Genomic DNA, 21,418 nt, shown 5'->3' on the forward strand with positions numbered 1-21,418 from the left:
AATATCTTTGTTTAGCAGAATATGAAGATATTATTTCGTACCTTTATCCGCAATTTAGGAAAATGGGAGAGTCATGAATACAATATTGGTAGTGGAGGATGATTTGCGTGTTGCTAATCTGTTGAAGGGAGGATTGGAAGAAAAGGGCTATCAGTTATTGGTGGCCTATGACGGCGTCAGTGCCTGGCGTCTGTTTCAGTCACAAGCCGCAGATCTGGTGATTTCCGATGTGATTCTCCCCAAAATGGATGGTTTTGAGTTGTGTCGCCTGATCAAGCAAAGCAGTCCCCAGACACCGGTACTGATGCTCACGGCTTTAGGAACAACTGATGACAAGTTGCAGGGGTTTGATTCCGGAGCAGATGATTATCTGGTGAAACCTTTTGATTTTCGGGAACTGGATGCTCGGATACGGGTTCTTCTGAAACGTCATAAGGGAGCTCCGGTTGAGCAACCCGTACGTATCACTTATGCCGATCTGGAGATAGACCTCTTGCGGAAGGAAGTACGGCGGAACGGCATTTTCATCAAGCTTTCCCCAAAAGAGTATCATCTTTTGCTGTATATGGCCGAGCATGCCGAGCGGGTAGTCTCCCGTGTAGAAATTGCCGAGCATGTCTGGAATACCCATTTTGATACCGGAACCAATTTTATTGACGTATATATCAATTACCTGCGGAAGAAAATCGACCGGGATTTTTCTACGAACTTAATTCACACCAAACCCGGAATCGGTTTTATTTTGATGCAGAATTATGAAAATTAGAACATCTCTGGCTTTAAAGTACACAGTTGTTACAGCCACTGTTTTTTTTCTGTGTATGATGACCGTCTATTATTTGAGTGAACGTATTCGGAGCAATACTTTTTATCATACTCTGAAAAGCGAGGCGGTGACCAAGGCGCATTTGTTTCTGTCGCACAAGGCAGATGCGCAGACCATGCACTCTATCTATAAAAACAACAAATCGTTTATCCATGAGGTTGAGGTAGCTGTTTATACTCCTGATTTTAAAATGGTATATCACGATGCAGCGGAACATGACGTGATTAAGGAGACGCCGGAACTGATACACGATATCGTGTCGAACGGTACCAAGGAATGGTATCAGGGAGCAGAGCAGGCGGTAGGTTTGCTCTATCATTATCAGGGAGTTCCTTATGTCATTACGGCAGTTGCCTATGACGGATATGGTTATCAGAATCTTCGTGAATTGCGCGATATTCTCTGGCTTCTTTTGTTGCTGGATGTGTCCGTTCTGTTTCTGGCCGGATTTTTCCTGGCTTATATCGCCCTGAAGCCCATCCGTTTTCTGGTTCGTGAAACCGAGCAGATTACCGCATCTCAGATTAACCGGCGTTTGCCGGTGCGCAATCAGGATGAGATCGGGGAATTGGCGACAACTTTTAATGCCCTGTTAGAGCGGTTGGAAGTTTCCTTTAATGCCCAGAAACAGTTTGTGAGCCATGCGTCGCATGAATTGCGTACCCCTTTGGCTTCGCTCACGGCCGAATTGGATCTGGCGTTACAGAAAGACCGTACAGTGTCACAGTATCGTGAAGCTTTGGAGAATGCCTTGTCTGATGCCCGTAAGATGGGGCGTTTGATTAGCGGATTGCTTGATCTGGCTAAGGTTGATTATGGAGCGGAGCGCATACGTATGGAGGAAATCCGTATTGATGAATTACTCTTGGATGTGCGTACGATGATTTTACGGGCCCATCCTTCTTATCAAATAGAGTTGGTTTTTGCACAGGAAAGTGAGGATGCCGACGATCTGACCTTATACGGCAACAGTTATCTGATGCGTATCGCATTAAGTAATCTGATTGAAAACAACTGTAAATATTCCGAGGATCATACTTCGTTTGTGCAGATCTCGTTTTGGAAAGATAGCCTGGTGTTGCGTTTTTCCGATAACGGTATCGGTATGACTCCTGATGAGGTGCAGCAGGTGTTCACTTTGTTTTATCGGGGAGCGGAAGGGCAGCATTATGATGGTCATGGCATCGGTATGACTCTGGTGCAAAAGATTGTCACCTTACATCGGGGGCGGATTTCCATATCTTCGGAGGAGAAAAAAGGGACAACCTTTATTGTGGAATTACCCCATCTGTAAAAAAGTATGCTTTTTTCTCGTGGAAATCTCAGATTATCCTTATTTTTGTTTTCAGAATAATTTTAATTGATAATAAACACATAAACACATGGGATTAGGAAAATGGATCGGAGGAGCTATGGGCTTTGTTGCTTTAGGTCCTTTAGGAGCTTTGGCCGGTTATTTTATCGGCCGTCTTTTTGACCGTGCTTCCGAAGAGGAGGCTGCTTTGGGAAATGCTTCTGCCGGTGGAGGATCGGCTGAAGGTCAGCGTAACAGTTTTCTTTTTTCTTTATTGGTCATGGCTTCGTATGTTATTCGGGCCGACCGTAAGATTATGCATAGCGAAATGGAGTTTGTCCGTCAGTTTCTGCGTACTCGTTTTGGCGAAGGGGCTGTTATAGAAGGAGAACAGATTTTGCTGCATTTGTTCGAAGAAGCCAAGAAAATGGATGCTGCCGTTCCGGGAGGCTATAAAAAGACCATTACCGATTGTGGTGCTCAGATTGCAGCCAATATGAGTTATGAGCAGCGCATTCAGCTTTTGAGTTTCCTGGTGCAGATTGCACAAAGCGACGGACATATCTGTTCGGACGAGGTTACCGCCTTGCGGGATGTTGCTTTGGCTATGGGACTCTCTACTCAGGAGTTGGACTCCTTGTTGCACCTTCGTGGAGATTCTCTGGAAGAGGCTTATCAGGTGCTGGAAATTACTCCATCAGCAACAGACGAAGAAGTGAAAGCTGCTTATCGCCGTTTGGCTTTGAAGCATCATCCGGATCGTGTGGCTGCTTTGGGTGAGGATGTACGACGTGCAGCCGAGGAGAAGTTTCAGCAGATTAATAATGCCAAGGAGGAAATCTATAAGGCCAGAGGCTTAAAGTAATCAGAAAGGTATTCTAACAATAAATCCCATAATCGTGAATGGTTCCATTCAGAGATTATGGGATTTATTATATTGTTCTTATTGTGAGAATTTACTATATATCACATTGATGGATATCGGTTGATTTTCTCCAACCAGACGGATGCTGTTCAGTTTCATGTCCAAAAGCAGTCTGCTTGAAGAAGATGATGAAGAGCTTGAACCTTGACTGTTTGAGGTTGTTACCGGAATCAGTACCACCTTGTTCCAGTCCGGATTTTGCTTTTCCCATTCAGCTTCGGACAGTCCTGTTTTTTTCATACCCTGCTTCTTTTCTTCTTTGCAATAAGATACCAGACGGGCAATATTAGAGAATGCATACTGGTTTACATTGAAACTGGTACTGTATGAAGTAATGTTGTCCACCTTCTTCTTTTCTTCAAAGAATGAATTCATGTCCTGTTTTCGAACGAGCAATAATGTCTGTGGAATTCCCAGGGCATAATTGCTGGTGTTGAAATCATTGTATCGGTTCAGGGTCACCTTCACGTTGCTGACGCTGTCATTTTCATGATTCCGGTAGATGTCGTCAACAGGCAGTTCCATTTGGGTATAAAGTCCGGCCGGTGTCTTGATGTAAGTGTGTGAAGAGGCCAGTGAAGACTGTAGCAGCTCGTCAACACCATGAACATCTATCCGGTTGCTCTGGATGACTTCTCCGGTAGCAGAGAAGCGGGTAATACCGGTCATGACAGAATCCTTTTCCGTGTATGTGAAATACACATCCAGGGCACTGACATCCAGATAGAGCATGGTACCGTCTCCCTGAGTCAGATTGAAGTAAAATCCCGGACATACATGATGTATGAAATCAAAGGAACTTTTGAAGAAATCCGGATTCTCATAATATTTGTTCAGAATGAAAGATCCATATTCTACTGGCAGTTTCACCCGTATGTTCGGATAATAGTTGCTTCCATTTAAAGTACCTTCATCTTCCGTGTAATCTCTTGCGGTGAAGACTTTCTGGGCAATAGGAACTTTCCGGTTCGGGTTGATGAACTGGCTTAAATCCAGATTGGTGTAATAAGACTTTCCTTCTTCAATGACATTCAGGGTGTCCAGTTCATAAACATTCATCTTCATGACATTGGTGGAATCCCCGTAGAAATCATTGAAATAAAGTCTCACTTCTATAGAATCAGCAACGACCTGTCCGTTGGCATTCTTCCGCATCTGGCTTTTTTCCGGGAGCTTGTAATTCTCCATCGTATGAAACTGCGTCAGGAAGTCAGCTTTCACACTGGTATTGGTTTCTGGATCCGTAACCTGACCCAGATAGCAGGTACCATTGACGGCAGGGAGTGAATCTACCCGAATCGTAGTTGTCTTCATTTGGAATTGGGTATAAGAAGACGTGATCTGGTCACTATCCTCATAAATACCCAGATTGGCTGTATTGTCATCACAGGCTCCCAAAGCTGCGGCAGCAAGGACGATCCATAAGAATTTGGCTTTCATTTTCAAAAAAATTGGGATTAGCTAATTAGCCGTTCTTTCCTTCACTCCAGACCTTGTCATAAAAGTCTGCATAAGCGTCTGCATAGTTTTCGCCGGGGTATTCCAACACCGGAATATTATTTGCATGCGCATATTCGGCGATGTTTGGATTGGCTTTATCTCCGGCCATAATCAAACCGTCGGAATATTTTACGGCCAGTTTGTTCAGTTCTTCAAAAGTGAAATCCTGGCTGAACTCACTTAAAACAGATGCATCTACATCCTTGTAGGCAATGCAGTTGCCGAAGTTGGCACCCAGATTCTGTTTTAATTCGTCGTTATGCAGGGCATATACCACTTTGGAATCGCAGAATGAAGGCTCATCCTTATAAGCTGTTTTGATATAAAGAGGTACCAAGGCCGACATCCATCCCTGGCAATGGATCACATCGGGGGTCCATCTGAGTTTCTTTACGGTCTCCAGCACACCGCGGGCATAGAAAATAGCTCTTTCGCCATTGTCTTCATATTCGTTACCCTCCTCATCGGTGGCCATTTGTCTTTTCATAAAATAGTCGTCGTTATCGATGAAGTACACCTGCATGCGGGCTGCCTGAATTGAGGCAACCTTGATAATCAGCGGATGGTCTGTATCATCGATAATCAGATTCATGCCCGACAGACGAATCACTTCGTGAAGTTGGTTTCTGCGTTCGTTGATGTTTCCCCACTTAGGCATGAAGGTTCTGATTTCGCGTCCTTTTTCTTGTATGCTTTGCGGTAAATAGCGTCCCATGACAGATAATTCTGTTTCTGGAACATAAGGTACGATTTCTTGTGTTATAAATAAGATTTTTTTAGCCTCCATTGTATAATTCAAAATAATTAATCTTCTTGCAAAGATACGAAAAATATCCTGAAAGTCCTAAAAAACCGCCCTTCCTTCCAGGGGTTTCACATTTATTTTGTATTTAGTTTCCGAAAAACTTCCTTATATGGTAATTTATGTGTTATTTTGCGTGTTTTTCAGGAAACGTTAGTATCATTAAATATAAAAATGAAGTTAATAAGTACAATTCAGGAGTTGAAGGAAGTTTTGGCTTCGGCTCGTAAGGAAGGGAAAAAAATCGGACTGGTTCCCACAATGGGAGCATTGCATCGTGGACACGCCTCTCTGGTAGAGCGTTGTGTTGCTGAAAATGATCTGACAGTGGTCAGCGTCTTTTTGAATCCTACACAGTTTAATGACAAGGTCGATTTGGAGAAGTACCCCAGAACATTGGAGGCTGACTGTGCTTTGATGGAAGAGGTAGGAGCTTCAATCGTGTTTGCTCCTTCTGTAGAAGAGATGTATCCCGAAGAAGATTTGCGTCGTTTCAGCTATCCTGAAGTAGATTCTGTGATGGAAGGTGCTTTCCGTCCGGGACATTTCAATGGGGTTTGTCAGATTGTAAGCAAACTTTTCTATATCGTGGAGCCGGATCGTGCTTACTTCGGCGAAAAGGATTTTCAGCAGATTGCTGTCATCAAGGCGATGGTGGCCGACTTGAAGATTCCGGTAGAGATCATTCCGTGTCCTGTCGTACGTGAAGAAAGCGGACTGGCCATGAGCAGCCGTAACACTTTGTTATCGGATGAGGAGCGTCAGATTGCCGCCAATATTTATCAGATTCTGAAGAAAAGCAAACTGTTTGCAACCAACCATAGTCTCCTCGACACCAAGAATTATGTGATCGATACCATCAATTCAGTAGTTGGTCTGGAAGTGCAGTATTTCTCTATTGTCAATGGAGAAACCTTGCAGGATGTGACCCGTTGGGATGAGGCTGAACATATCGTGGGATGCATCACCGTATTCTGTGGCGCTGCTCCGATCCGTTTGATTGATCATATCAGATATAAAGGATAAGAAATTATGATGATAGAAGTCTTGAAGTCCAAACTGCATTGTGTGCGTGTTACAGAGGCAAATCTGAATTATATGGGCAGCATTACCATTGACGAGGATTTGTTGGATGCCGCCAATATGATTGCAGGAGAGAAAGTGCAGATTGTGAACAACAACAACGGAGAGCGTTTTGAAACCTATATTATTAAGGGAGAGCGCGGCTCGGGTTGTATTTGCCTGAATGGTGCGGCTGCCCGTAAGGTACAGGTGGGCGATATCTGTATTATTATCTCTTATGCTTTGATGGATTTTGAAGAGGCCAAGCATTTTACTCCGACAGTGGTCTTCCCGGATTCTACCACCAATAAGGTGATTCGATAAGAGCATGACCTCATGCAGCTTGAAAACAGACAGCCCGGAATTCTGAATAAGAATTCCGGGCTGTCTGTTTTTTACATTTCTACCAGAATACGGAAATTGATCTGGCGTCCGGTCAGGTAATTGGGGACCGCATATTGCTGGTTGGTCACGTCGGTAACCCAATAATAGGAACTTACGTTGTTGATGCCCAATATGTTGAATCCGTCCAGTCCCAACCAGATGTTACGGAAGGGGCGTGCCCACTTATGTGGATTGCGTCCGTCTTCATTATCCAGCAGACGATAGTTCATTCCGATATCCACACGCTTGTAGGCTGGTGCCCGGAATACCTGTTTCTCCAGTCCGGTATGTGGGGGACCGAAAGGCAAACCTCCGGCAACAGTCGCTTTCAGGTTCATCTGCCAGCGTGTTGTGCCGGGGAAGAAGTCCGTGAAGAAAAAGTTCACATTATAGCGCTGGTCTGTCGGTTGGGGCATGCTTTTCCCGTTGATGGTTTGCTGCGCTTTCATCAGGCTCAGACTGATCCAGGAGTCTGTACCTTCGATAAATTCTCCAAACAGTTTCAGGTCCACACCGGTGGTATATCCTTTTCCGATATTCTCTCCGTAATAAACAATACGCACATTGTCCACATTATAAGGATTGATGCGGCTCAGAGCCTTGTAATACACTTCGGCGGTGAGCTTGAACAGTCGTTCACGCATGCTGAACTTATAGTCTCCTCCCAAAACTACCTGTATGGAGCGTGGTGAGCGGATACCTTTGTTCAGGGTGATATAGGTGGTTCCGTCTATGGTGGTCGTGTCGCGCAGCTCTTTATAGAACGGGGCCTGATAATAGATACCGGAAGCCAGTCTGAAGGTGAAACGGTCATTCCACGAAGGTACATATCCCAAGGATACGCGGGGACTGAACAGCCATTCTTTATTCCAGTTCCAATAACTTAACCGGGCACCATAGTTCAGAGAGAACACTCCGGCATTGTTTTCAAAGCGCCAGGTATCCTGGGCAAAAAGCTCCATGCGGTTGCTGGTCATTTTCAGTTCGGGCGACCGCAGGCTGTAAATCAGCTCCAGTCGGGTAGGATCGTGTGGGATGGAATATCCCGAAGAGTCTCTCATTTCCCATTCGTTGGCCTTTTCCTTGATGGCCTCGTTCTTCCAGGTAATTCCGCTCAGGATCTGATGATTTCCGGCTTTCAGGTCATAGAGAAGCTTCAGGCTTTTCATGTTTGCATTCAGATAGTTGCGGGCATGTTCCAGATAAGTGCCCACACCCAGCTGTTCGCTGGTATTGGTTTCGCTGAGCCAGTATTGTCCCTGAATGTCGTATGTTTCGCGTTCCTGAGTCATAAAGGCCGATCCCAGCAGGCTCAGTTTGCTTTTCGGACCGAAATGCCGGCTCAGGCTGAAAGTTCCGAAGAATGTGCGGAACAGGTCTTTTTCCTGTCCGTCGAAATATACCTTGAAGGACTTGACATCCTGCATGGTTCCGAAATTGGTATTTCGGTTTTCCGGTACAAAATCATATTTGTTTTGTGAAATGTTTCCAATGACGTCGAACGACCATTTCTTGTTGGGCTGCCAACTGATATAAGTCTGATAATCCAGGAAACTGGGATTATATTCTCCTTTGGTTTCCAGCGATCCCAGCAGATACTGGTTGGTCTTGTAGCGTATGCCGTGTGTCATGGTAAAGTTTCCTTTTTTCATACCGGCATACACGCTTCCTCCCAGCAGGCTCAGAGCCACTTTGGCTTCGTTATGCTGTGGCCTTTTGTAGGTGATGTCCAGAACAGACGACATTTTGTCTCCATATTGGGCATCGAATCCTCCTGCCGAGAAATTGATTTTCTCCACCATGTCGCTGTTGATGACGCTTAATCCCTCCTGTTGTCCGGAGCTGATCAGCAACGGGCGGTACACCTCAACCCCGTTGATATAGACACTGTTTTCGTCGAAACTTCCTCCGCGTACATTATATTGGGAACTCAGTTCGTTGTGTGTGCTCACACCGGCCTGCGTTGCCACCAGTTCTTCCACTGCATTTCCGGTAGTCGAGGGCAGATGTTTCAGCTTTTCCGCATCCAGTTGCTGGGTACCGCTCAGCTGGCGCCGCACTTCCTTTACCGTCACACCGGCCAGGTCCAGGCTCATGGGTTTCATCATGATGTTCAGGGTCAGCTTGCCTTGCGGGTTTATCAGTTTCTTGGTGCGTTTCTGGAAGCCCATCATCTGATAGGTGATGACCACCGTATCGGCAGTTTGAAAGGTAAATTGATATTTTCCGTCCAGGTCAGTCGTGCTTCCCGCCAGTTGGTTTTCTACTTTTATGGTGACAAAAGCCAAGGGCGTCTGACTCTCGTCCAGAACCCGTCCCGACAGGGTTACCTGGTTTTGTGCTTGTATTGTTCCGGAGATGATGAGCAGTAATCCCCATAAAAAGTACGATAGTTTATTCTTCAGTTTCACGTTTTTAATCTGTTGTTTTCTTAGAGAACGTAAAATAAGGCTTTTTTTGTATATGATGTATGCTTTTTGCATTGTATTTTTCAGTATTTTCGAAAAAAACTGTGTTCTCTGAAGAATCTTTTTTATCTTTGATACGGCCTTTTTGTAAAAAAATAAAGAATACGGATCATGACTCATTTTTATGATTTGGCAGCGCGTCGGCGCAGTATGCGCCAGTTTACGGAAGAAAGTCTTAGTCAGGATGAACTGGCGGCCCTGATGGGTACGGTTCTTATGGCTCCTTCTTCAAAAGGAACGTGCTGCTGGCAATTTATTGTAATCGATGATAAAGCTTTGCTCCAGCAGTTGGCACAATGCAAGGAGCACGGTGCCGCCATGTTGGCCGATGCCCGTGCTGCCGTAGCCGTTCTGGCCGATCCTTCGGTCAGTGATGTCTGGGTAGAGGATGCTTCAGTGGCCACAACCTATTTGTTGTTGCAGGCTGAAGACTCCGGACTGGGTGCCTGCTGGGTACAGATACGCAACCGTCAGGCGGCCGACGGTACGTCTGCCGAAGACGTCGTACGTCGCATCTTGAATGTTCCGGAGCATTTGCGCGTGCTCTCTCTGGTAGCTTTGGGGCACAAGGGCATGGAGCGCAAACCGTTCAATCCCGAACGCTTGAAATGGGACAAGGTACATCTCAATGTTTATCCGTCAGCAACAGAAGAATAAGCTATGGAACGGAAAAAAATGGTATTGATCGGTGCCGGTCGGGTGGCCACGCACCTTTCTCAGGCTTTTCAGCAGGCGGGCATGGAGATGGTTCAGGTATACAGCCGCACGGAAGCATCGGCTTCTGCCCTGGCAGAGGTGCTGCACACGGCTTTTACTACTGATTTGTCGCAAGTGACGCCGGAAGCCGACTATTATTTGTTTTCGGTAAAGGATGCCGTGCTTCCGGAGCTTATTGCTGCTCTGGCACCCCGTTGCGGTCAGGGTTGTTTCCTGCATACCGCGGGCAGTATTCCGTTGTCTGTGTTCGAGGGGCATGGACTGTCCCGTTATGGAGTGTTTTATCCCTTGCAGACCTTTTCCCTGAACCGCTCTCTGGATATGCATGCGGTGCCGTTATTTGTTGAGGCTTCCTCAATGGCGGTGTATGATGACCTTGCTGTTTGGGCTTCGGCTATCTCGCGTCAGGTATATCCGCTTTCATCTGCCGCACGCCGCAAGTTGCATCTGTCAGCCGTCTTTGCCTGCAATTTCGCCAATCATTGCTATGGCATGGCGGCCACCTTGTTGGCCGAAGAGCAGATTCCTTTCGAAACCTTGTTGCCGTTGATTGATGAGACTGCAGCCAAGGTGCACCAATTGTCTCCGTCTGAGGCGCAGACCGGACCGGCTGTCCGCTATGACCGGAATGTGCTGGAAGCACAGATGGGACAGCTTCAGGAGCATCCGTTGTATCGGGATATCTACGAACTCATGAGCCGGAGCATCCACGAGGAGGCTCAGAAACGAAACCAATAAACCAAGTCGATATGATCAATTATGATTTGAAGAAAATCAAGGCGCTTGCCTTTGATGTTGATGGCGTGCTGAGCCGTCAGACCATTGTTCTTCATCCCTCCGGTGAGCCGATGCGTACCGTAAATATCAAGGATGGCTATGCCATTCAGCTGGCCGTAAAGATGGGACTGCACGTGGCGATTATCACGGGCGGTCGCTCCGAAGCCGTACGCAAGCGTTACGAAGGATTGGGCGTTCCCGATGTTTATCTGGGCTGCGCCGTGAAGATTACCACCTATGATGCTTTTCTGGAGAAATACGGACTGCGCGATGAGGAAGTGCTGTATATGGGCGATGACATTCCCGATTATGAAGTGCTGGCACGTTGCGGCTGTCCTTGCTGCCCGTCGGATGCGGCACCTGAGATCCGTTCCGTTTCTCTTTACATTTCCCACTATGCCGGAGGCGAAGGCTGTGGACGGGATGTCATTGAGCAGGTGTTGCGGGCGCAGCACAAATGGATGAGCGACCGTAAAGCCTTTGGCTGGTAACCGTTATTATTGTTGCATTTAATATAATAAGGATATATGTTGGATCATTTATCATCCTATCAGATTATTCTGGCCAGTAATTCACCGCGCCGTCGTGAGCTTCTGGCAGGGTTGGGACTAACTTTTGAAACCCGTGTCATTCCAGGTATTGATGAGTCTTATCCCGAAGGACTTGACGGTGCGGATATTGCGGTATATATTGCTTCGGCCAAGGCAGCGGCCTATCGTGCCACACTGGCCGGACACGAACTGCTGATAACTGCCGATACCATTGTCTATACCGAAGGCAAGGTGTTTGGCAAGCCGCACGACCGCGATGAGGCTTGTGCCATGTTGCGTGCTCTGTCGGGCCGTACCCATCAGGTGATTACCGGGGTAACCATTCAGACTTTGGAGCGTACCCGTTCGTTTGCCGTGACTACGGATGTTACTTTTGCCGAACTGTCCGACGAAGAGATAGCATATTATGTAGACCATTACCGTCCTTTTGACAAGGCCGGTTCTTATGGCATTCAGGAATGGATCGGTTTTGTCGGGGTGACAGGCATTCGGGGCTCTTATTTCAATGTGATGGGATTGCCGGTGCAGCGTCTTTATCAGGAACTTAAAACATTTAACGAATAGATATAGAAAAGAATATGAGTAAGATTTTAAAGCGTTATTTGCTTTCGGGGGTTGCCTTGTGCTCCTTGTTGGCTGTCTTTTCTTCCTGCGAAGAAAAGGATTATACTTCCCGGATGCCGGTTTTTGCCGGTTTTGTATTGAATATGGATGCTCCCACACCGGGCGATTCTATTGTGATTACAGCCAAGCAGGCTACTCGGGGCACTTTGCTCAATGGAACCACCTATCAGTGGACCATTACAGATAGCCGCGACTCTACCGTATATACAGAGACACAAGAAGTGATATATGATCATCAGCCGTCCGATCCGGTTATCGGTTATCGCATTCCGAGCAATGCCCGCACCGGACGTTATACCGTCAGCTTCTATGCCAGATACAAATATTCCGGTAAGGGAGAAGTGTTGAGCGGAGGTTCTTATGATCAGGGTAGTGACGGTACCAGCGGCAGTATTAATCCCAGTGCTTCCGGAGCCACTTATGGAGAGAGCAAGGGTAAGGTTTATTTTAATGTAGTGAACTGAAATGACAAGAATCTTGTTTGTTTGTCTGGGCAACATTTGCCGTTCGTCGGCAGCAGAAGAGGTGATGCGTCATGTTGTCCGTAAGGCCGGGCTTGAGTCCGAATTCGTTCTGGATTCTGCCGGCATCAGCAATTACCATCAGGGAGAGCTTCCTGATTCGCGTATGCGTTTTCATGCTGCCCGCCGCGGTTATGAGCTGACTCATCTGTCCCGTCCGGTTACTTATCAGGACTTTTTTAATTTTGACATGATCATCGGTATGGATGAGAGTAATATGGATGCGCTTCATGATCGGGCACCGGGCATTGAAGAGGAACGTAAGTTGTTCCGCATGACTGATTTCTGCCAGCATCATCCCGATGTAGACCATATCCCGGATCCGTATTATGGCGGAGCACAGGGCTTTGAACTGGTACTTGATATTCTGGAAGATGCCTGTGCCGGTTTATTGGAATATCTTCAGCGTTGAGTATTAAAAGCGTAAGTATATGGAAAAAGCCTCGTCTGCTTTCCTGAACAGGAATGAAGACGAGGCTTTTCAGTATGTTTAGGGTTAGGTTCGTCCCTTTCGATTAAATCTTGTGGTTTCTCAGATCCCACATCTGTTTGAAGCTCTGTGCCAGACCGCCTTCACTTGTTTCCTTGTATAGAGAAGGCAGATCGTGTCCGGTCTGTTTCATCACCTCAACCACCTTGTCGAAGGAAACGCGGTGCGTTCCGTCGGTGAACATGGCGTATGAGTTGGCATCCATGGCACGGGCGGCTGCATAGGCGTTGCGCTCGATACAAGGAATCTGTACCAGTCCGCACACCGGATCACAAGTCAGACCCAGATGGTGTTCCAGTCCCATTTCTGCTGCATATTCAATCTGTGCCGGACTTCCTCCGAACAACTGGTTGGCGGCAGCTGCTGCCATGGCACAGGCCACACCCACTTCGCCCTGACAGCCCACTTCTGCTCCGGAGATCGAAGCGTTTGTCTTGACGATATTTCCAAACAGTCCGGCGGTGGCCAATGCCCGGATGATACGTTTCTCGCTCATATTGCGTGACTTGTACAGATGATAGAGCACTCCAGGCAGAACACCGCATGAGCCGCAGGTCGGTGCGGTTACGATGATACCGCCACCGGCATTCTCCTCACTCACTGCCAGAGCGTATGCAAAAATCAGACCGCGGGTTTTCATGGACGATTGATATCCGTCAGCCCGTACAAAATACGAAGCGGCTTTTCTTCTCAGGTTCAGAGGTCCCGGGAGCACCTCTTCCTTGTCCAGACCGCGTTCCACGGCTTCTTTCATCACCTTCCATACTTCGTTCAGGTAATCCCACACATCGCTGTCTTCGCATTCCTGCACATATTCCCAGTAGCTCTTTCCGGTGCTGATACACCAGTTCATGATTTCAGTGGCAGAATTCATTTCATAGATTTCCGGGAAGTTTACCTGCTGCTGTCCTTCTTCGGCCAGAGCACCTCCACCCACACTGAAAACAGTCCAGGGCTCACTGCTGTTTCCCTCTGCATCCAGAGCACGGAATTTCATGCCATTCGGATGAAACGGTAAAAATATTTTCGGCTCCCAGATAATGTCGGTGCGCTCTTCGCCCAGCACATCCAGAATAGCCACATCGGTCATGTGTCCTTTGCCGGTTGCAGCCAGACTGCCGTAAAGAGTTACTTCAAAACGGCATGCATCAGGATGTTGCGCCAGAAACTGTTCTGCCGCCTTTCTTGGTCCCATGGTATGGCTGCTCGAGGGGCCCTGACCTATTCTATACAGTTCTTTGAGTGTAATCATAAATGCTCTTATTGTTGGTGTTCTATTTTTCAGCAAATATACATAATTAAATTATCATTCTTTACTGAAAAGAAAATTCATTTTAGGATTTTTCCATATAAATGGTTACATTTGCATCCCGATAGGTAAAAAGAACCGTTATTTATAATCTAAAAATCAGAAAAGACAATGATGACAGCTACACGAAGAGAATGGAGTGAACTGTATACGTTTTTCACCATCCTGGCTCAGGGTGGACTGGCTGCCGGTACAGCCGAAGGAACAGAAGGGGCGTGGCTGCCCGTTGCCTTGGTACAGCGCCAGGAGCATGACGGTCCGCGCCGCTATCTCATCGGTCCCGAAGAAATCCGTATTCAGGGCAGTGAGATGGATGAGCGGATTCCGCGTGAAGATTTTGCTACCGTGGCCCAGATGATTCTGGACACTCTGGCTGCCGTTCACGATGATGAGGTAGAGGCTCCCGAAGGCGTAGAAGGCTTTTTGGATGCAGTACGCATTTATGATCTGGAAGCCGTTACCGACGACCGCACGGACTTGTATGTGGCCTTCTACCATCCCGAAACTCCTTTGGTAGGTTTGCGTATCTATTCCCGTCTTTGTGCCACGGATCCGCTGCTCGATGGCGGACGTACGGCCAATCTGAAGATGGAGCAGACAGGCATCCGTTTCTCTCAGCCGGCCGTCTATAAGATTAACTATACCGAAAATCCGGACAGTCCGGCCGAGGTGGCCCGTCGTATGCTGTATATCGAGAGCATGGGCGGTATCTTTAAGTACAGTGATGTGTGCGACCGTGTGTTCCGCAGCAATCTGCATATGATCGACCTGCATTTCCCCCGTGTACTGTGTGAAATGCTGCGCATCTTTCATCTGGATCAGATCAGCCGCATTGATGAACTTACCGCTCTCATCGAGGAGCGTAATCCTTTGAAGATAAAGGATGAACTGATTCACAAGCACGGCTTCTACCGTCATAAGATGAAACAGTTCCTGGTGGCATTGGCTTTGGGGCTCCGTCCGGCCAAGATTTATACCGGTCGTGATTCGGCGGTATCCGGTATTCTGATGGTGGGTGCCGATGGCCGTATCACCGTTTATCATAAGGCCGACAAGGATGTGTTCGGCGACTATCTGTTTACACACACCCGTTTGGAGAAAGGCTTGCCTGATAAGGACAAGTATGGTTATCTGGAGCGCGAAAACAAACTGTACTATTTCAAGCTGAATCTGAAGATCGGTTTTGTGCGCCGTTAAGGGATACCCGATAAAATAAAAGCGAGAGATTTCCGTATTTTTTGAGGAAATCTCTCGCTTTGTTTTTAAGACGGCATCTGGGGATTCCGTTTTCGGATATAGTCCAGCAGCTGGCTGTATGAGGGCGACCGCTCCAGCAGATGCGGATTGCCGGTCATGAAGAACTGTTTGCGGGCCCGGGTGATGGCCACATTCAGCTTGCGGTCTATCCATTGTCCTTCGGTCAGTACCGGTGTCGACAGCACATCCAGCTGATAGGGCTGGCGTATGGTGGTGCTGAACAGGATCACGTCGCGCTGACTGCCCTGATAGCGTTCCACCGTGTCGATGGTGATGTTCTCATAGCCCTCCAGGCGTCGTGCGGCCAGTTCTTTCCGGATCATGGCAATCTGTCCGCGGAAAGGCACGATGATACCGATTTGCCGGGCCGGATTCCAGTCTTTCTCTTTTTCGTGCAGACGGTACAGAGCTTCCACAATGTTTCCGGTAACCGCAGCTTCTTCGCGGTTCACCTTATTGTTTTCGCTGGGTTCGGTCGGGACAACCGGAATGAACTCCATACGTTTTCGGGCTGCCATTTTCATCCAGGGGTTTGTCCCCTCATAGGGGATGTCCAGCGTTCCGGTCTGATGGGGGAGAGGAACCAGCCCCAGCTGCCGGTTGTAGAAACTGTGGTTTACAAACTCACTCAGTTCCTCATGCATGCGTCCCTGGCGGTGCAGCCACGCCACGGTATCTTTTTCCGTGTGCAGCAACTGTTGCAGGCTGTGCAGGCGTTCAAACAGCGAGTTGCGGCAGTTGGTCAGTCCGATGGCCCGCAGCTGTTCGCTTCTCACTTCCGAGCGTTCGGGCTTTTGCAGCACCACGGCCGGCAACTGTTTGTGGTCGCCGATCAGGATGAATTTCCGTATGGCGCACGGATTGTTTCTGTAGTTCGGGTCCGGCAGTGAGGTGGTGGCACAGAGCAGAGGCAGCAGTTGCGGTTCCAGCACTTGCGAGGCTTCGTCCACAATGGCCGTGTCAAAGCGTTTCAGCTCAAACAGTTCGCTCTTTCCAGCCATACTGCTGATGGTGCCCACAAAGATCTGCACCGGCTCCAGCAGGTCGAAAATCTGTTTTCGGTTCTGTGCCTCCCTGATTTTGTATTTGATGAGGCGGTTCCGGTATACCTTTTCGCAATTCAGTTCCTGACCGATACGTACATATTCCGGTCTCTCGTCCAGTCCTTCCAGCATCTGGCAGATTTCATCCACGGCCCGGTTGGTATAAGCCATCAGCAGCAGGTTCTGTTTCGGTGTTTCCCGGATAAACTCTTCCACCATCGCTTTCAGGGCCACGGAGGTCTTGCCCGTTCCCGGCGGTCCTACCAGCAGGAAATAGTCTTTGGCCTGTTTGGCCTGGCGCACAATCTGTTCTGTTTCCGGATTGGGAAACGTGCTGTTCAGCTTGATGTGGGGATCTGTTTCCGGTTTCCGTTGTCCCAGAATCAGGGCACGCCGTTCGGCGGGAGCCAGCAGTAGACTGTACAGTCCGCGGTAAGCCTGGGCATAGCTGCTGTCGGCATAGCCCGGTTCCAGGGCATAATGCGACTGCAACTGAAACACCTGGGCATTCTTTTGCTTGAAGGCCAGCCGCACCTTGATGATGCGGGTACCCATTTCTTCAATCTGGCATCGGAATATCTGTTTGTTGATGGCGGAATCCTGTTCCGAATTGCGTTCATAGAGCAATACGGAATCTCCGGCCCGGAAATTAGGCAGGAAATCTTCCTCATAGTCCGGCATTTCCAGATTCATTCCTGTTACGGCTCCCTGCTCGTCGAAGAGCGGTTCCGGTTTCAGGTCAATCAGGATGTTGCCGTTGCTTTGTTTGGTTGCCGTGTCCTGGTTCCATATTTCCGCGAATCCGCGTCCCGAGTCGGGCTGGTCGTCACCGATTTTGGACAGAAACTGTTCCCGTTCCATGAAGGCCAGAAACGTATGGAAATATTCCGCTTCCACCTCCTGCATGCCTTTCAGCCGTCCGACAACTCCCATCAGGTCTTTTCTCAGATACTGCTGATAGAATTTGCTGTTTCTCATGACGGGGTCAACCAGCATGTTCTCGTCCAGCCGGTTGATGATCTCCTGAGAATGTCCGTTGCGTAACAGACGCTCCAGAGCCACAATCTGGTTACGCAGGGCCAGTGCCTGTCTCAGCTCGGTGTTCGAATGCCGGATGTGATACAGCAGCGGGTAGCGTGAGTAGAGCAGATAAGTCTGCACCGCATCGTGCGGCACATCCATGTTATAATAAAGAATCTCCTTGTATAAGGCCATCTGCAGGGCATGTTCCGCTTTGGGGCGTATCTGCGGATATTCTTCGGTGCGTCCGCTCTTCAGCTCCACGATTTTGCTGCTGTCGTTCACCAGCAGGTCCAGTCGTCCCTGCAGTCCCAGCGCTTCACACAGGAAAGAAGGTTCCAGCTGCACGTCCTGCTTTTCGATGTCAATGTCTTCGGCGGTAAATTTATGGCGTACTACCTCCCGGATGTGGTGAAACTGTTTTTTGGCCTGCTCAAAGAAAGCCTGGTTGATGTCCGGCAGCGTGGTATATTCTATGGGCGAAGTCTCGAAACTTTGCAGCAGTGCTTCCCGGTAGCATTCCTCCTCGCTTTTCTCTTCCTGACCGTTGTCGTGCACGCAGGCATCCAGAAACTGGTTGGCCAGATTTCCCAGCTGCAGGGCGGCCGACCGGGGCGCCGGCATGAATTTGTTGATGAGATGGTTCAGGGCATGGGTACCGTAGGGCTTGAAACACTGGCAGATGGCGGTGATGTCAATCAGAAAGTCCGGGTCCAGCACCAGCAGCTTGGGACAGGCGGTCCGTTTGCCCTCTTCTTCCGTAAAATATACCGAAAGCAGGTTCAGCTGAGCCCCTTCGTAGAGCCCTTCCGCCAGTCCGTCAAAGGCTCCGTCCTCTTGCCGGTAGCGTGCCCGTATGTCTTCCCCGTCGGGATGTTCCTGGTCTGTGCCATATACGAAATCCTCGTCCCAGGCCGTTACCGTGATGCGTATTCTTTTGACAAACTCCTGATATTCGGTCTTGTCGGGCCAGGGTCTCCAATGGTCCGGCAGCAAGGCATTCAGTCTTTCGGGGATCGGCTCCCGTGTCAGGAAAGCCACGGCTTCGCACACGGCTTTCAGGTCATAGCGGTAGTCCTCCTCGCTCGGGTGATAGGTACCCTGAGCCACACGCAAGGCATTTTTCCGGAACAGGGCCAGGGTGCGGTGTTCGTATCCTGTAGCTTTGCACAGGGCGTAGATTCTTCCGGTCATGGAAGTAAATTCAGCGGCAAAGTCACGCGTCAGCTCCAGGGCCAGGCGTTCGGTCAGTGCCGTCAGTTTCCGGTATTTATGCTCGGTGGGGCGGTTTCCCTGTTCGTTGTCGATAATCTCCTCAAAAAACGTGTTCATCTGAATTTCTTTTTTCTTTCTCCTTTGGCTTTTGTCGGCATACGTTCGGGTTTGGCCACTCTTCGGTATTCCGTCCAGCGGCTGCGTATGCTCTCCACATACTGATAGGTTTCGCTTCCGCGCATATATCCGTATTTCACCTCGCGGCTGTTGTAGAATCTGGGGTCACTCAGGTTCAGCACAAAATGTTTCACCTCGTCCCACCGGTTGGCGTTTCTTCCGGCGTTGCGTGCCAGCGTGCGGGCATCCTGAATATGTCCGGCTCCTCCGTTATAGGAGGCCAGCACAAACCACAGGCGTTCCTCGCGCGGGTTGATGTCCGAGAACTTGTATTCCAGTTCTCTCAGATATTTGGCGGCAGCCTGGATATTCCTTTCGGGCTGATAAATCTGTTCCATCGGCAGATTCAGGTGCTGTGCGGTCGAAGGCATGATCTGCATCAGTCCCCGGGCACCGGCCCAGGATACGGCGTTCGGGTCAAAGGCCGATTCCTGATAACATTGGGCAGCCATCAGGCGCCAGTCCCAGTTGATGGCGCTGGCATGACGCTTGAAGTGAGCGTCGTAAGGGGAGATGATTCCCTGACTGCGCGACAGGAAAGGAGCCCGCGGTCTTCGTCTCACGAGGAACTGGGGCAGGAACTTGCGGCTTTCTTCCGTCTGTACGGCCTTTTTCAGTTCCGGACGGTACCATTTGTCCAGAGCCTCGGCCAGTTCCGTTGCTCCTTTGCTCACGGCCCAGGATTTCTTTTTTTCTTTTCCGTTCTGCGAATAGCTTCCGCAGGCCTGGAGCACCTTTCCGAAAGGCGTTACATCCAGCTCCACGGCAATCAGGTCCGCATCATTGTCAACAATGCGCTTCACCAGTTCGGCGGTGTCTTTCACCACCTCTATTCTCAGGCTGGCTCCGATTTGTGTGGCAAACCGTTCGGCCAGTTCATACTGCAGTCCGGTGGGTTTTTCCCTGTATTCGTAATAAGTGTCCGGTCCGCTCAGGGTCACGGCAATCAGCTCGCCGCTTTCCAGAATTTGGGGCAAGTCATAGCTGCCGGTAATCTCCTGATTGCCGGCAATACTTTCATACGACACCTTCAGTTCCTCCTTTTGCTCCTTTTCTCCGCAGGCGGTCATGCCTGTGGCAAGCAGTCCGAGTATCAGGGCCTGTCCCCAGGCCCGGTGCCGGTTATTTTGGTTCATTACTACTCTTGTGTGCAATAAAGGTTTTCAGCAGTTCGATGGCCTGTATGTTGTTTCCTCCTTGGGGAACAATCAGGTCGGCATATCTTTTGGTAGGTTCGATAAATTCCAGATGCATGGGTTTGAGCACCTTCTGATAGCGGTCAATCACCATTTCGGCAGTCCGGCCCCGCTCGATGATGTCGCGCTGGATGACGCGGATCAGCCGGTCGTCGGCGTCGGCATCCACAAATATTTTCACATCCATCAGGTTGCGCAGTTCCTCGTTGGCCAGGGCCATGATTCCTTCCACGATAATCACCGGTTCCGGCTCCACATGAACCGTTTCCGGCAGTCTGTTGCTGATGATGTAGGAATAAGTGGGCTGTTCAATGGGCAGACCTTTCTTCAGCATGCCGATTTGTTGGATCAGCAGTTCCCAGTCGAAAGCGTCCGGATGGTCGAAGTTTATTTTTCTTCTTTCTTCCATGGTCAGGTCGCTCGTGTCGTTATAATACGAGTCCTGTGGGATGACAGCCACATGTTTGCCGTTCAGGCTTTCCACTATTTTTTTTACTACAGTTGTTTTTCCGGAGCCCGTACCTCCGGCAATACCAATAATCAGCATAAATTTATCGTTTTTTATCGTTCGGAATCGGTTCTTTTCTATTATCTTTGTTAGCAGAATGCCTCTGCCCTCAGATAACGCAAAGGTAAACAATAAATAAAAAAAACAGAAAACAAACAATAAAAAACAAACAGTCATGGTAAAACATATCGTACTTTTCCAGCTGGCTCCGGACATGGACCCGGCATTGAAGCAACAGGTGATGCAGGATTTCAAGAACGCCATTGAGGCACTTCCGGCCACGATTCCTTTCCTCCGTTCGGTAGAGGTGGGCATCAACATCAATCCTTCGGAGACTTTCGACCTGGCGCTTTACAGCACTTTCGATACGCTGGACGATGTCCGTGCCTATGCGGTTCATCCCGATCATGTGGCAGCAGCTTCCCTCATCGGCCCGTATAAGGTAGCCCGTTCGTGTGTGGATTACGAAGTGTAATGGATCAGTCTGCTAGAAATCGTTGGGTTTTCAGAATGATTCATTATCAAAATTTAGAATTTATTCTGAAGCACGGTATTGTCAGTAAATATAAGGAAAACAATCCGGAGTATATTCGTATCGGTGCTCCGGACCTTATATCTTTACGTGATGAGTATAGAGTTGGTATTGATCCTCCAGGAGGAACTTTGGGGGAATTTATACCTTTTTATTTTGCGGGGCATTCTCCAATGTTATATAAACCTGTTGGCGGAATTAAAAAACCGCCTGAAAATTA

The 21,418-nt window shown here is 48.6% G+C and carries 21 protein-coding genes; 14 read left to right on the forward strand and 7 right to left on the reverse strand.

The features are described 5' to 3' along the window. Positions 1-73: 73 nt before the first annotated feature. The 3 genes from DXA74_RS09130 (at position 74) to DXA74_RS09140 (ending at position 2,985) form a co-directional block, all read left to right on the forward strand. Complete coding sequence (locus DXA74_RS09130) at positions 74-766, forward strand: response regulator transcription factor (RefSeq protein ID WP_118526866.1); 693 nt, start codon at positions 74-76, stop codon at positions 764-766. Further along, a complete protein-coding gene (locus DXA74_RS09135; protein WP_118526868.1) occupies positions 756-2,120 on the forward strand; it encodes a HAMP domain-containing sensor histidine kinase in 1,365 nt (454 codons plus the stop codon). The genes DXA74_RS09130 and DXA74_RS09135 overlap by 11 nt, the downstream gene beginning before the upstream one ends. Positions 2,121-2,208: 88 nt before the next feature. After that, positions 2,209-2,985 (forward strand): DnaJ domain-containing protein, encoded by a 777-nt coding sequence (locus tag DXA74_RS09140; RefSeq protein WP_118526870.1) that lies wholly within the window; start codon positions 2,209-2,211, stop codon positions 2,983-2,985. Between the two features lie 78 nt (positions 2,986-3,063). Here DXA74_RS09140 and DXA74_RS09145 read toward each other — a convergent pair whose 3' ends face one another. Together DXA74_RS09145 and DXA74_RS09150 are read right to left on the reverse strand one after the other, a co-directional pair. Continuing rightward, entirely contained in the window at positions 3,064-4,485 is a 1,422-nt protein-coding gene (locus DXA74_RS09145) for a DUF4270 domain-containing protein (RefSeq protein WP_118526872.1), read from the reverse strand. Positions 4,486-4,510: 25 nt separating this feature from the next. Further along, positions 4,511-5,332, reverse strand: a complete 822-nt coding sequence (locus tag DXA74_RS09150) for a glycogen/starch synthase (RefSeq protein WP_118526874.1) — start codon at positions 5,330-5,332, stop codon at positions 4,511-4,513. A gap of 189 nt (positions 5,333-5,521) precedes the next feature. On the opposite strand from DXA74_RS09150, the gene panC reads away from it, so the two are divergent. Both panC and panD read left to right on the forward strand, forming a co-directional pair. Beyond that, complete coding sequence (gene panC, locus DXA74_RS09155; protein ID WP_118526876.1) at positions 5,522-6,373, forward strand: pantoate--beta-alanine ligase; 852 nt, start codon at positions 5,522-5,524, stop codon at positions 6,371-6,373. 6 nt (positions 6,374-6,379) lie between these two features. Then, positions 6,380-6,733 carry an aspartate 1-decarboxylase gene (gene panD, locus DXA74_RS09160; RefSeq protein WP_118526878.1) on the forward strand — a complete coding sequence of 118 codons (354 nt, stop codon included), beginning with the start codon at positions 6,380-6,382 and terminating at the stop codon, positions 6,731-6,733. A 71-nt stretch (positions 6,734-6,804) separates the two neighbouring features. Here the strand turns inward: panD and DXA74_RS09165 are convergent, their stop codons facing one another. Beyond that, complete coding sequence (locus DXA74_RS09165; RefSeq protein WP_370448494.1) at positions 6,805-9,204, reverse strand: carboxypeptidase-like regulatory domain-containing protein; 2,400 nt, start codon at positions 9,202-9,204, stop codon at positions 6,805-6,807. A gap of 168 nt (positions 9,205-9,372) precedes the next feature. On the opposite strand from DXA74_RS09165, the gene DXA74_RS09170 reads away from it, so the two are divergent. The 6 genes from DXA74_RS09170 to DXA74_RS09195 are packed head-to-tail and all read left to right on the forward strand — an operon-like array spanning position 9,373 to position 12,863. Next, on the forward strand, positions 9,373-9,918 hold the full coding sequence (locus tag DXA74_RS09170) for a nitroreductase family protein (RefSeq protein ID WP_118526880.1): 546 nt from the start codon (positions 9,373-9,375) through the stop codon (positions 9,916-9,918). Between the two features lie 3 nt (positions 9,919-9,921). Next, the gene (locus DXA74_RS09175) at positions 9,922-10,716 is read left to right on the forward strand and encodes a Rossmann-like and DUF2520 domain-containing protein (RefSeq protein ID WP_118526882.1); all 795 of its coding nucleotides are present in this window, start codon (positions 9,922-9,924) and stop codon (positions 10,714-10,716) included. A gap of 11 nt (positions 10,717-10,727) precedes the next feature. Further along, positions 10,728-11,246, forward strand: a complete 519-nt coding sequence (locus DXA74_RS09180) for an HAD family hydrolase (protein ID WP_118526884.1) — start codon at positions 10,728-10,730, stop codon at positions 11,244-11,246. Between the two features lie 36 nt (positions 11,247-11,282). Then, positions 11,283-11,870 carry a Maf-like protein gene (locus DXA74_RS09185; RefSeq protein ID WP_118526886.1) on the forward strand — a complete coding sequence of 196 codons (588 nt, stop codon included), beginning with the start codon at positions 11,283-11,285 and terminating at the stop codon, positions 11,868-11,870. A 14-nt stretch (positions 11,871-11,884) separates the two neighbouring features. Next, positions 11,885-12,394, forward strand: a complete 510-nt coding sequence (locus DXA74_RS09190) for a hypothetical protein (RefSeq protein ID WP_118526888.1) — start codon at positions 11,885-11,887, stop codon at positions 12,392-12,394. Between the two features lies 1 nt (position 12,395). Further along, positions 12,396-12,863 (forward strand): low molecular weight protein-tyrosine-phosphatase, encoded by a 468-nt coding sequence (locus tag DXA74_RS09195; RefSeq protein ID WP_118526890.1) that lies wholly within the window; start codon positions 12,396-12,398, stop codon positions 12,861-12,863. 103 nt (positions 12,864-12,966) lie between these two features. Here the strand turns inward: DXA74_RS09195 and DXA74_RS09200 are convergent, their stop codons facing one another. Then, positions 12,967-14,193, reverse strand: a complete 1,227-nt coding sequence (locus tag DXA74_RS09200) for an L-serine ammonia-lyase (RefSeq protein WP_118526892.1) — start codon at positions 14,191-14,193, stop codon at positions 12,967-12,969. Between the two features lie 168 nt (positions 14,194-14,361). Between DXA74_RS09200 and DXA74_RS09205 the strand changes: the two genes are divergently transcribed. Continuing rightward, positions 14,362-15,447, forward strand: coding sequence for an HpaII family restriction endonuclease (locus tag DXA74_RS09205; protein WP_118526894.1), 1,086 nt, complete (start codon positions 14,362-14,364; stop codon positions 15,445-15,447). Between the two features lie 65 nt (positions 15,448-15,512). On the opposite strand, the gene DXA74_RS09210 is transcribed toward DXA74_RS09205, so the two are convergent. Genes DXA74_RS09210 through udk form a run of 3 tightly spaced genes read right to left on the reverse strand, consistent with a single transcriptional unit; the run spans position 15,513 to position 20,705 of the window. Next, entirely contained in the window at positions 15,513-18,902 is a 3,390-nt protein-coding gene (locus DXA74_RS09210) for a DEAD/DEAH box helicase (protein ID WP_118526896.1), read from the reverse strand. Next, positions 18,899-20,098: a transglycosylase SLT domain-containing protein gene (locus DXA74_RS09215; RefSeq protein ID WP_118526898.1), complete on the reverse strand. Its 1,200-nt coding sequence runs from the start codon at positions 20,096-20,098 to the stop codon at positions 18,899-18,901. The genes DXA74_RS09210 and DXA74_RS09215 overlap by 4 nt, the downstream gene beginning before the upstream one ends. After that, positions 20,085-20,705, reverse strand: coding sequence for a uridine kinase (gene udk / locus DXA74_RS09220; RefSeq protein ID WP_118526900.1), 621 nt, complete (start codon positions 20,703-20,705; stop codon positions 20,085-20,087). The genes DXA74_RS09215 and udk overlap by 14 nt, the downstream gene beginning before the upstream one ends. 136 nt (positions 20,706-20,841) lie before the next feature. On the opposite strand from udk, the gene DXA74_RS09225 reads away from it, so the two are divergent. Together DXA74_RS09225 and DXA74_RS09230 are read left to right on the forward strand one after the other, a co-directional pair. Continuing rightward, entirely contained in the window at positions 20,842-21,141 is a 300-nt protein-coding gene (locus DXA74_RS09225; RefSeq protein ID WP_118526902.1) for a Dabb family protein, read from the forward strand. After that, the coding region (locus DXA74_RS09230) for a DarT ssDNA thymidine ADP-ribosyltransferase family protein (RefSeq protein WP_118526912.1) at positions 21,141-21,418 on the forward strand (278 nt) is incomplete at its 3' end. The genes DXA74_RS09225 and DXA74_RS09230, both read left to right, overlap by 1 nt.

This window comes from Bacteroides sp. OF04-15BH (assembly GCF_003477995.1).
In the GTDB taxonomy this organism is placed as follows: Bacteria; Bacteroidota; Bacteroidia; order Bacteroidales; family Bacteroidaceae; genus Paraprevotella.

Coding starts and splice junctions, on each gene's coding strand:
- panC (WP_118526876.1), top strand. CDS start 5,522: ATGAAGTTAATAAGTACAATTCAGGAGTTGAAGGAAGTTTTGGCTTCG.
- panD (WP_118526878.1), top strand. CDS start 6,380: ATGATGATAGAAGTCTTGAAGTCCAAACTGCATTGTGTGCGTGTTACA.
- DXA74_RS09170 (WP_118526880.1), top strand. CDS start 9,373: ATGACTCATTTTTATGATTTGGCAGCGCGTCGGCGCAGTATGCGCCAG.
- DXA74_RS09135 (WP_118526868.1), top strand. CDS start 756: ATGAAAATTAGAACATCTCTGGCTTTAAAGTACACAGTTGTTACAGCC.
- DXA74_RS09195 (WP_118526890.1), top strand. CDS start 12,396: ATGACAAGAATCTTGTTTGTTTGTCTGGGCAACATTTGCCGTTCGTCG.
- DXA74_RS09185 (WP_118526886.1), top strand. CDS start 11,283: ATGTTGGATCATTTATCATCCTATCAGATTATTCTGGCCAGTAATTCA.
- udk (WP_118526900.1), bottom strand. CDS start 20,705: ATGCTGATTATTGGTATTGCCGGAGGTACGGGCTCCGGAAAAACAACT.
- DXA74_RS09210 (WP_118526896.1), bottom strand. CDS start 18,902: ATGAACACGTTTTTTGAGGAGATTATCGACAACGAACAGGGAAACCGC.
- DXA74_RS09175 (WP_118526882.1), top strand. CDS start 9,922: ATGGAACGGAAAAAAATGGTATTGATCGGTGCCGGTCGGGTGGCCACG.
- DXA74_RS09200 (WP_118526892.1), bottom strand. CDS start 14,193: ATGATTACACTCAAAGAACTGTATAGAATAGGTCAGGGCCCCTCGAGC.
- DXA74_RS09145 (WP_118526872.1), bottom strand. CDS start 4,485: ATGAAAGCCAAATTCTTATGGATCGTCCTTGCTGCCGCAGCTTTGGGA.
- DXA74_RS09150 (WP_118526874.1), bottom strand. CDS start 5,332: ATGGAGGCTAAAAAAATCTTATTTATAACACAAGAAATCGTACCTTAT.
- DXA74_RS09180 (WP_118526884.1), top strand. CDS start 10,728: ATGATCAATTATGATTTGAAGAAAATCAAGGCGCTTGCCTTTGATGTT.
- DXA74_RS09215 (WP_118526898.1), bottom strand. CDS start 20,098: ATGAACCAAAATAACCGGCACCGGGCCTGGGGACAGGCCCTGATACTC.
- DXA74_RS09205 (WP_118526894.1), top strand. CDS start 14,362: ATGATGACAGCTACACGAAGAGAATGGAGTGAACTGTATACGTTTTTC.
- DXA74_RS09190 (WP_118526888.1), top strand. CDS start 11,885: ATGAGTAAGATTTTAAAGCGTTATTTGCTTTCGGGGGTTGCCTTGTGC.
- DXA74_RS09225 (WP_118526902.1), top strand. CDS start 20,842: ATGGTAAAACATATCGTACTTTTCCAGCTGGCTCCGGACATGGACCCG.
- DXA74_RS09130 (WP_118526866.1), top strand. CDS start 74: ATGAATACAATATTGGTAGTGGAGGATGATTTGCGTGTTGCTAATCTG.
- DXA74_RS09140 (WP_118526870.1), top strand. CDS start 2,209: ATGGGATTAGGAAAATGGATCGGAGGAGCTATGGGCTTTGTTGCTTTA.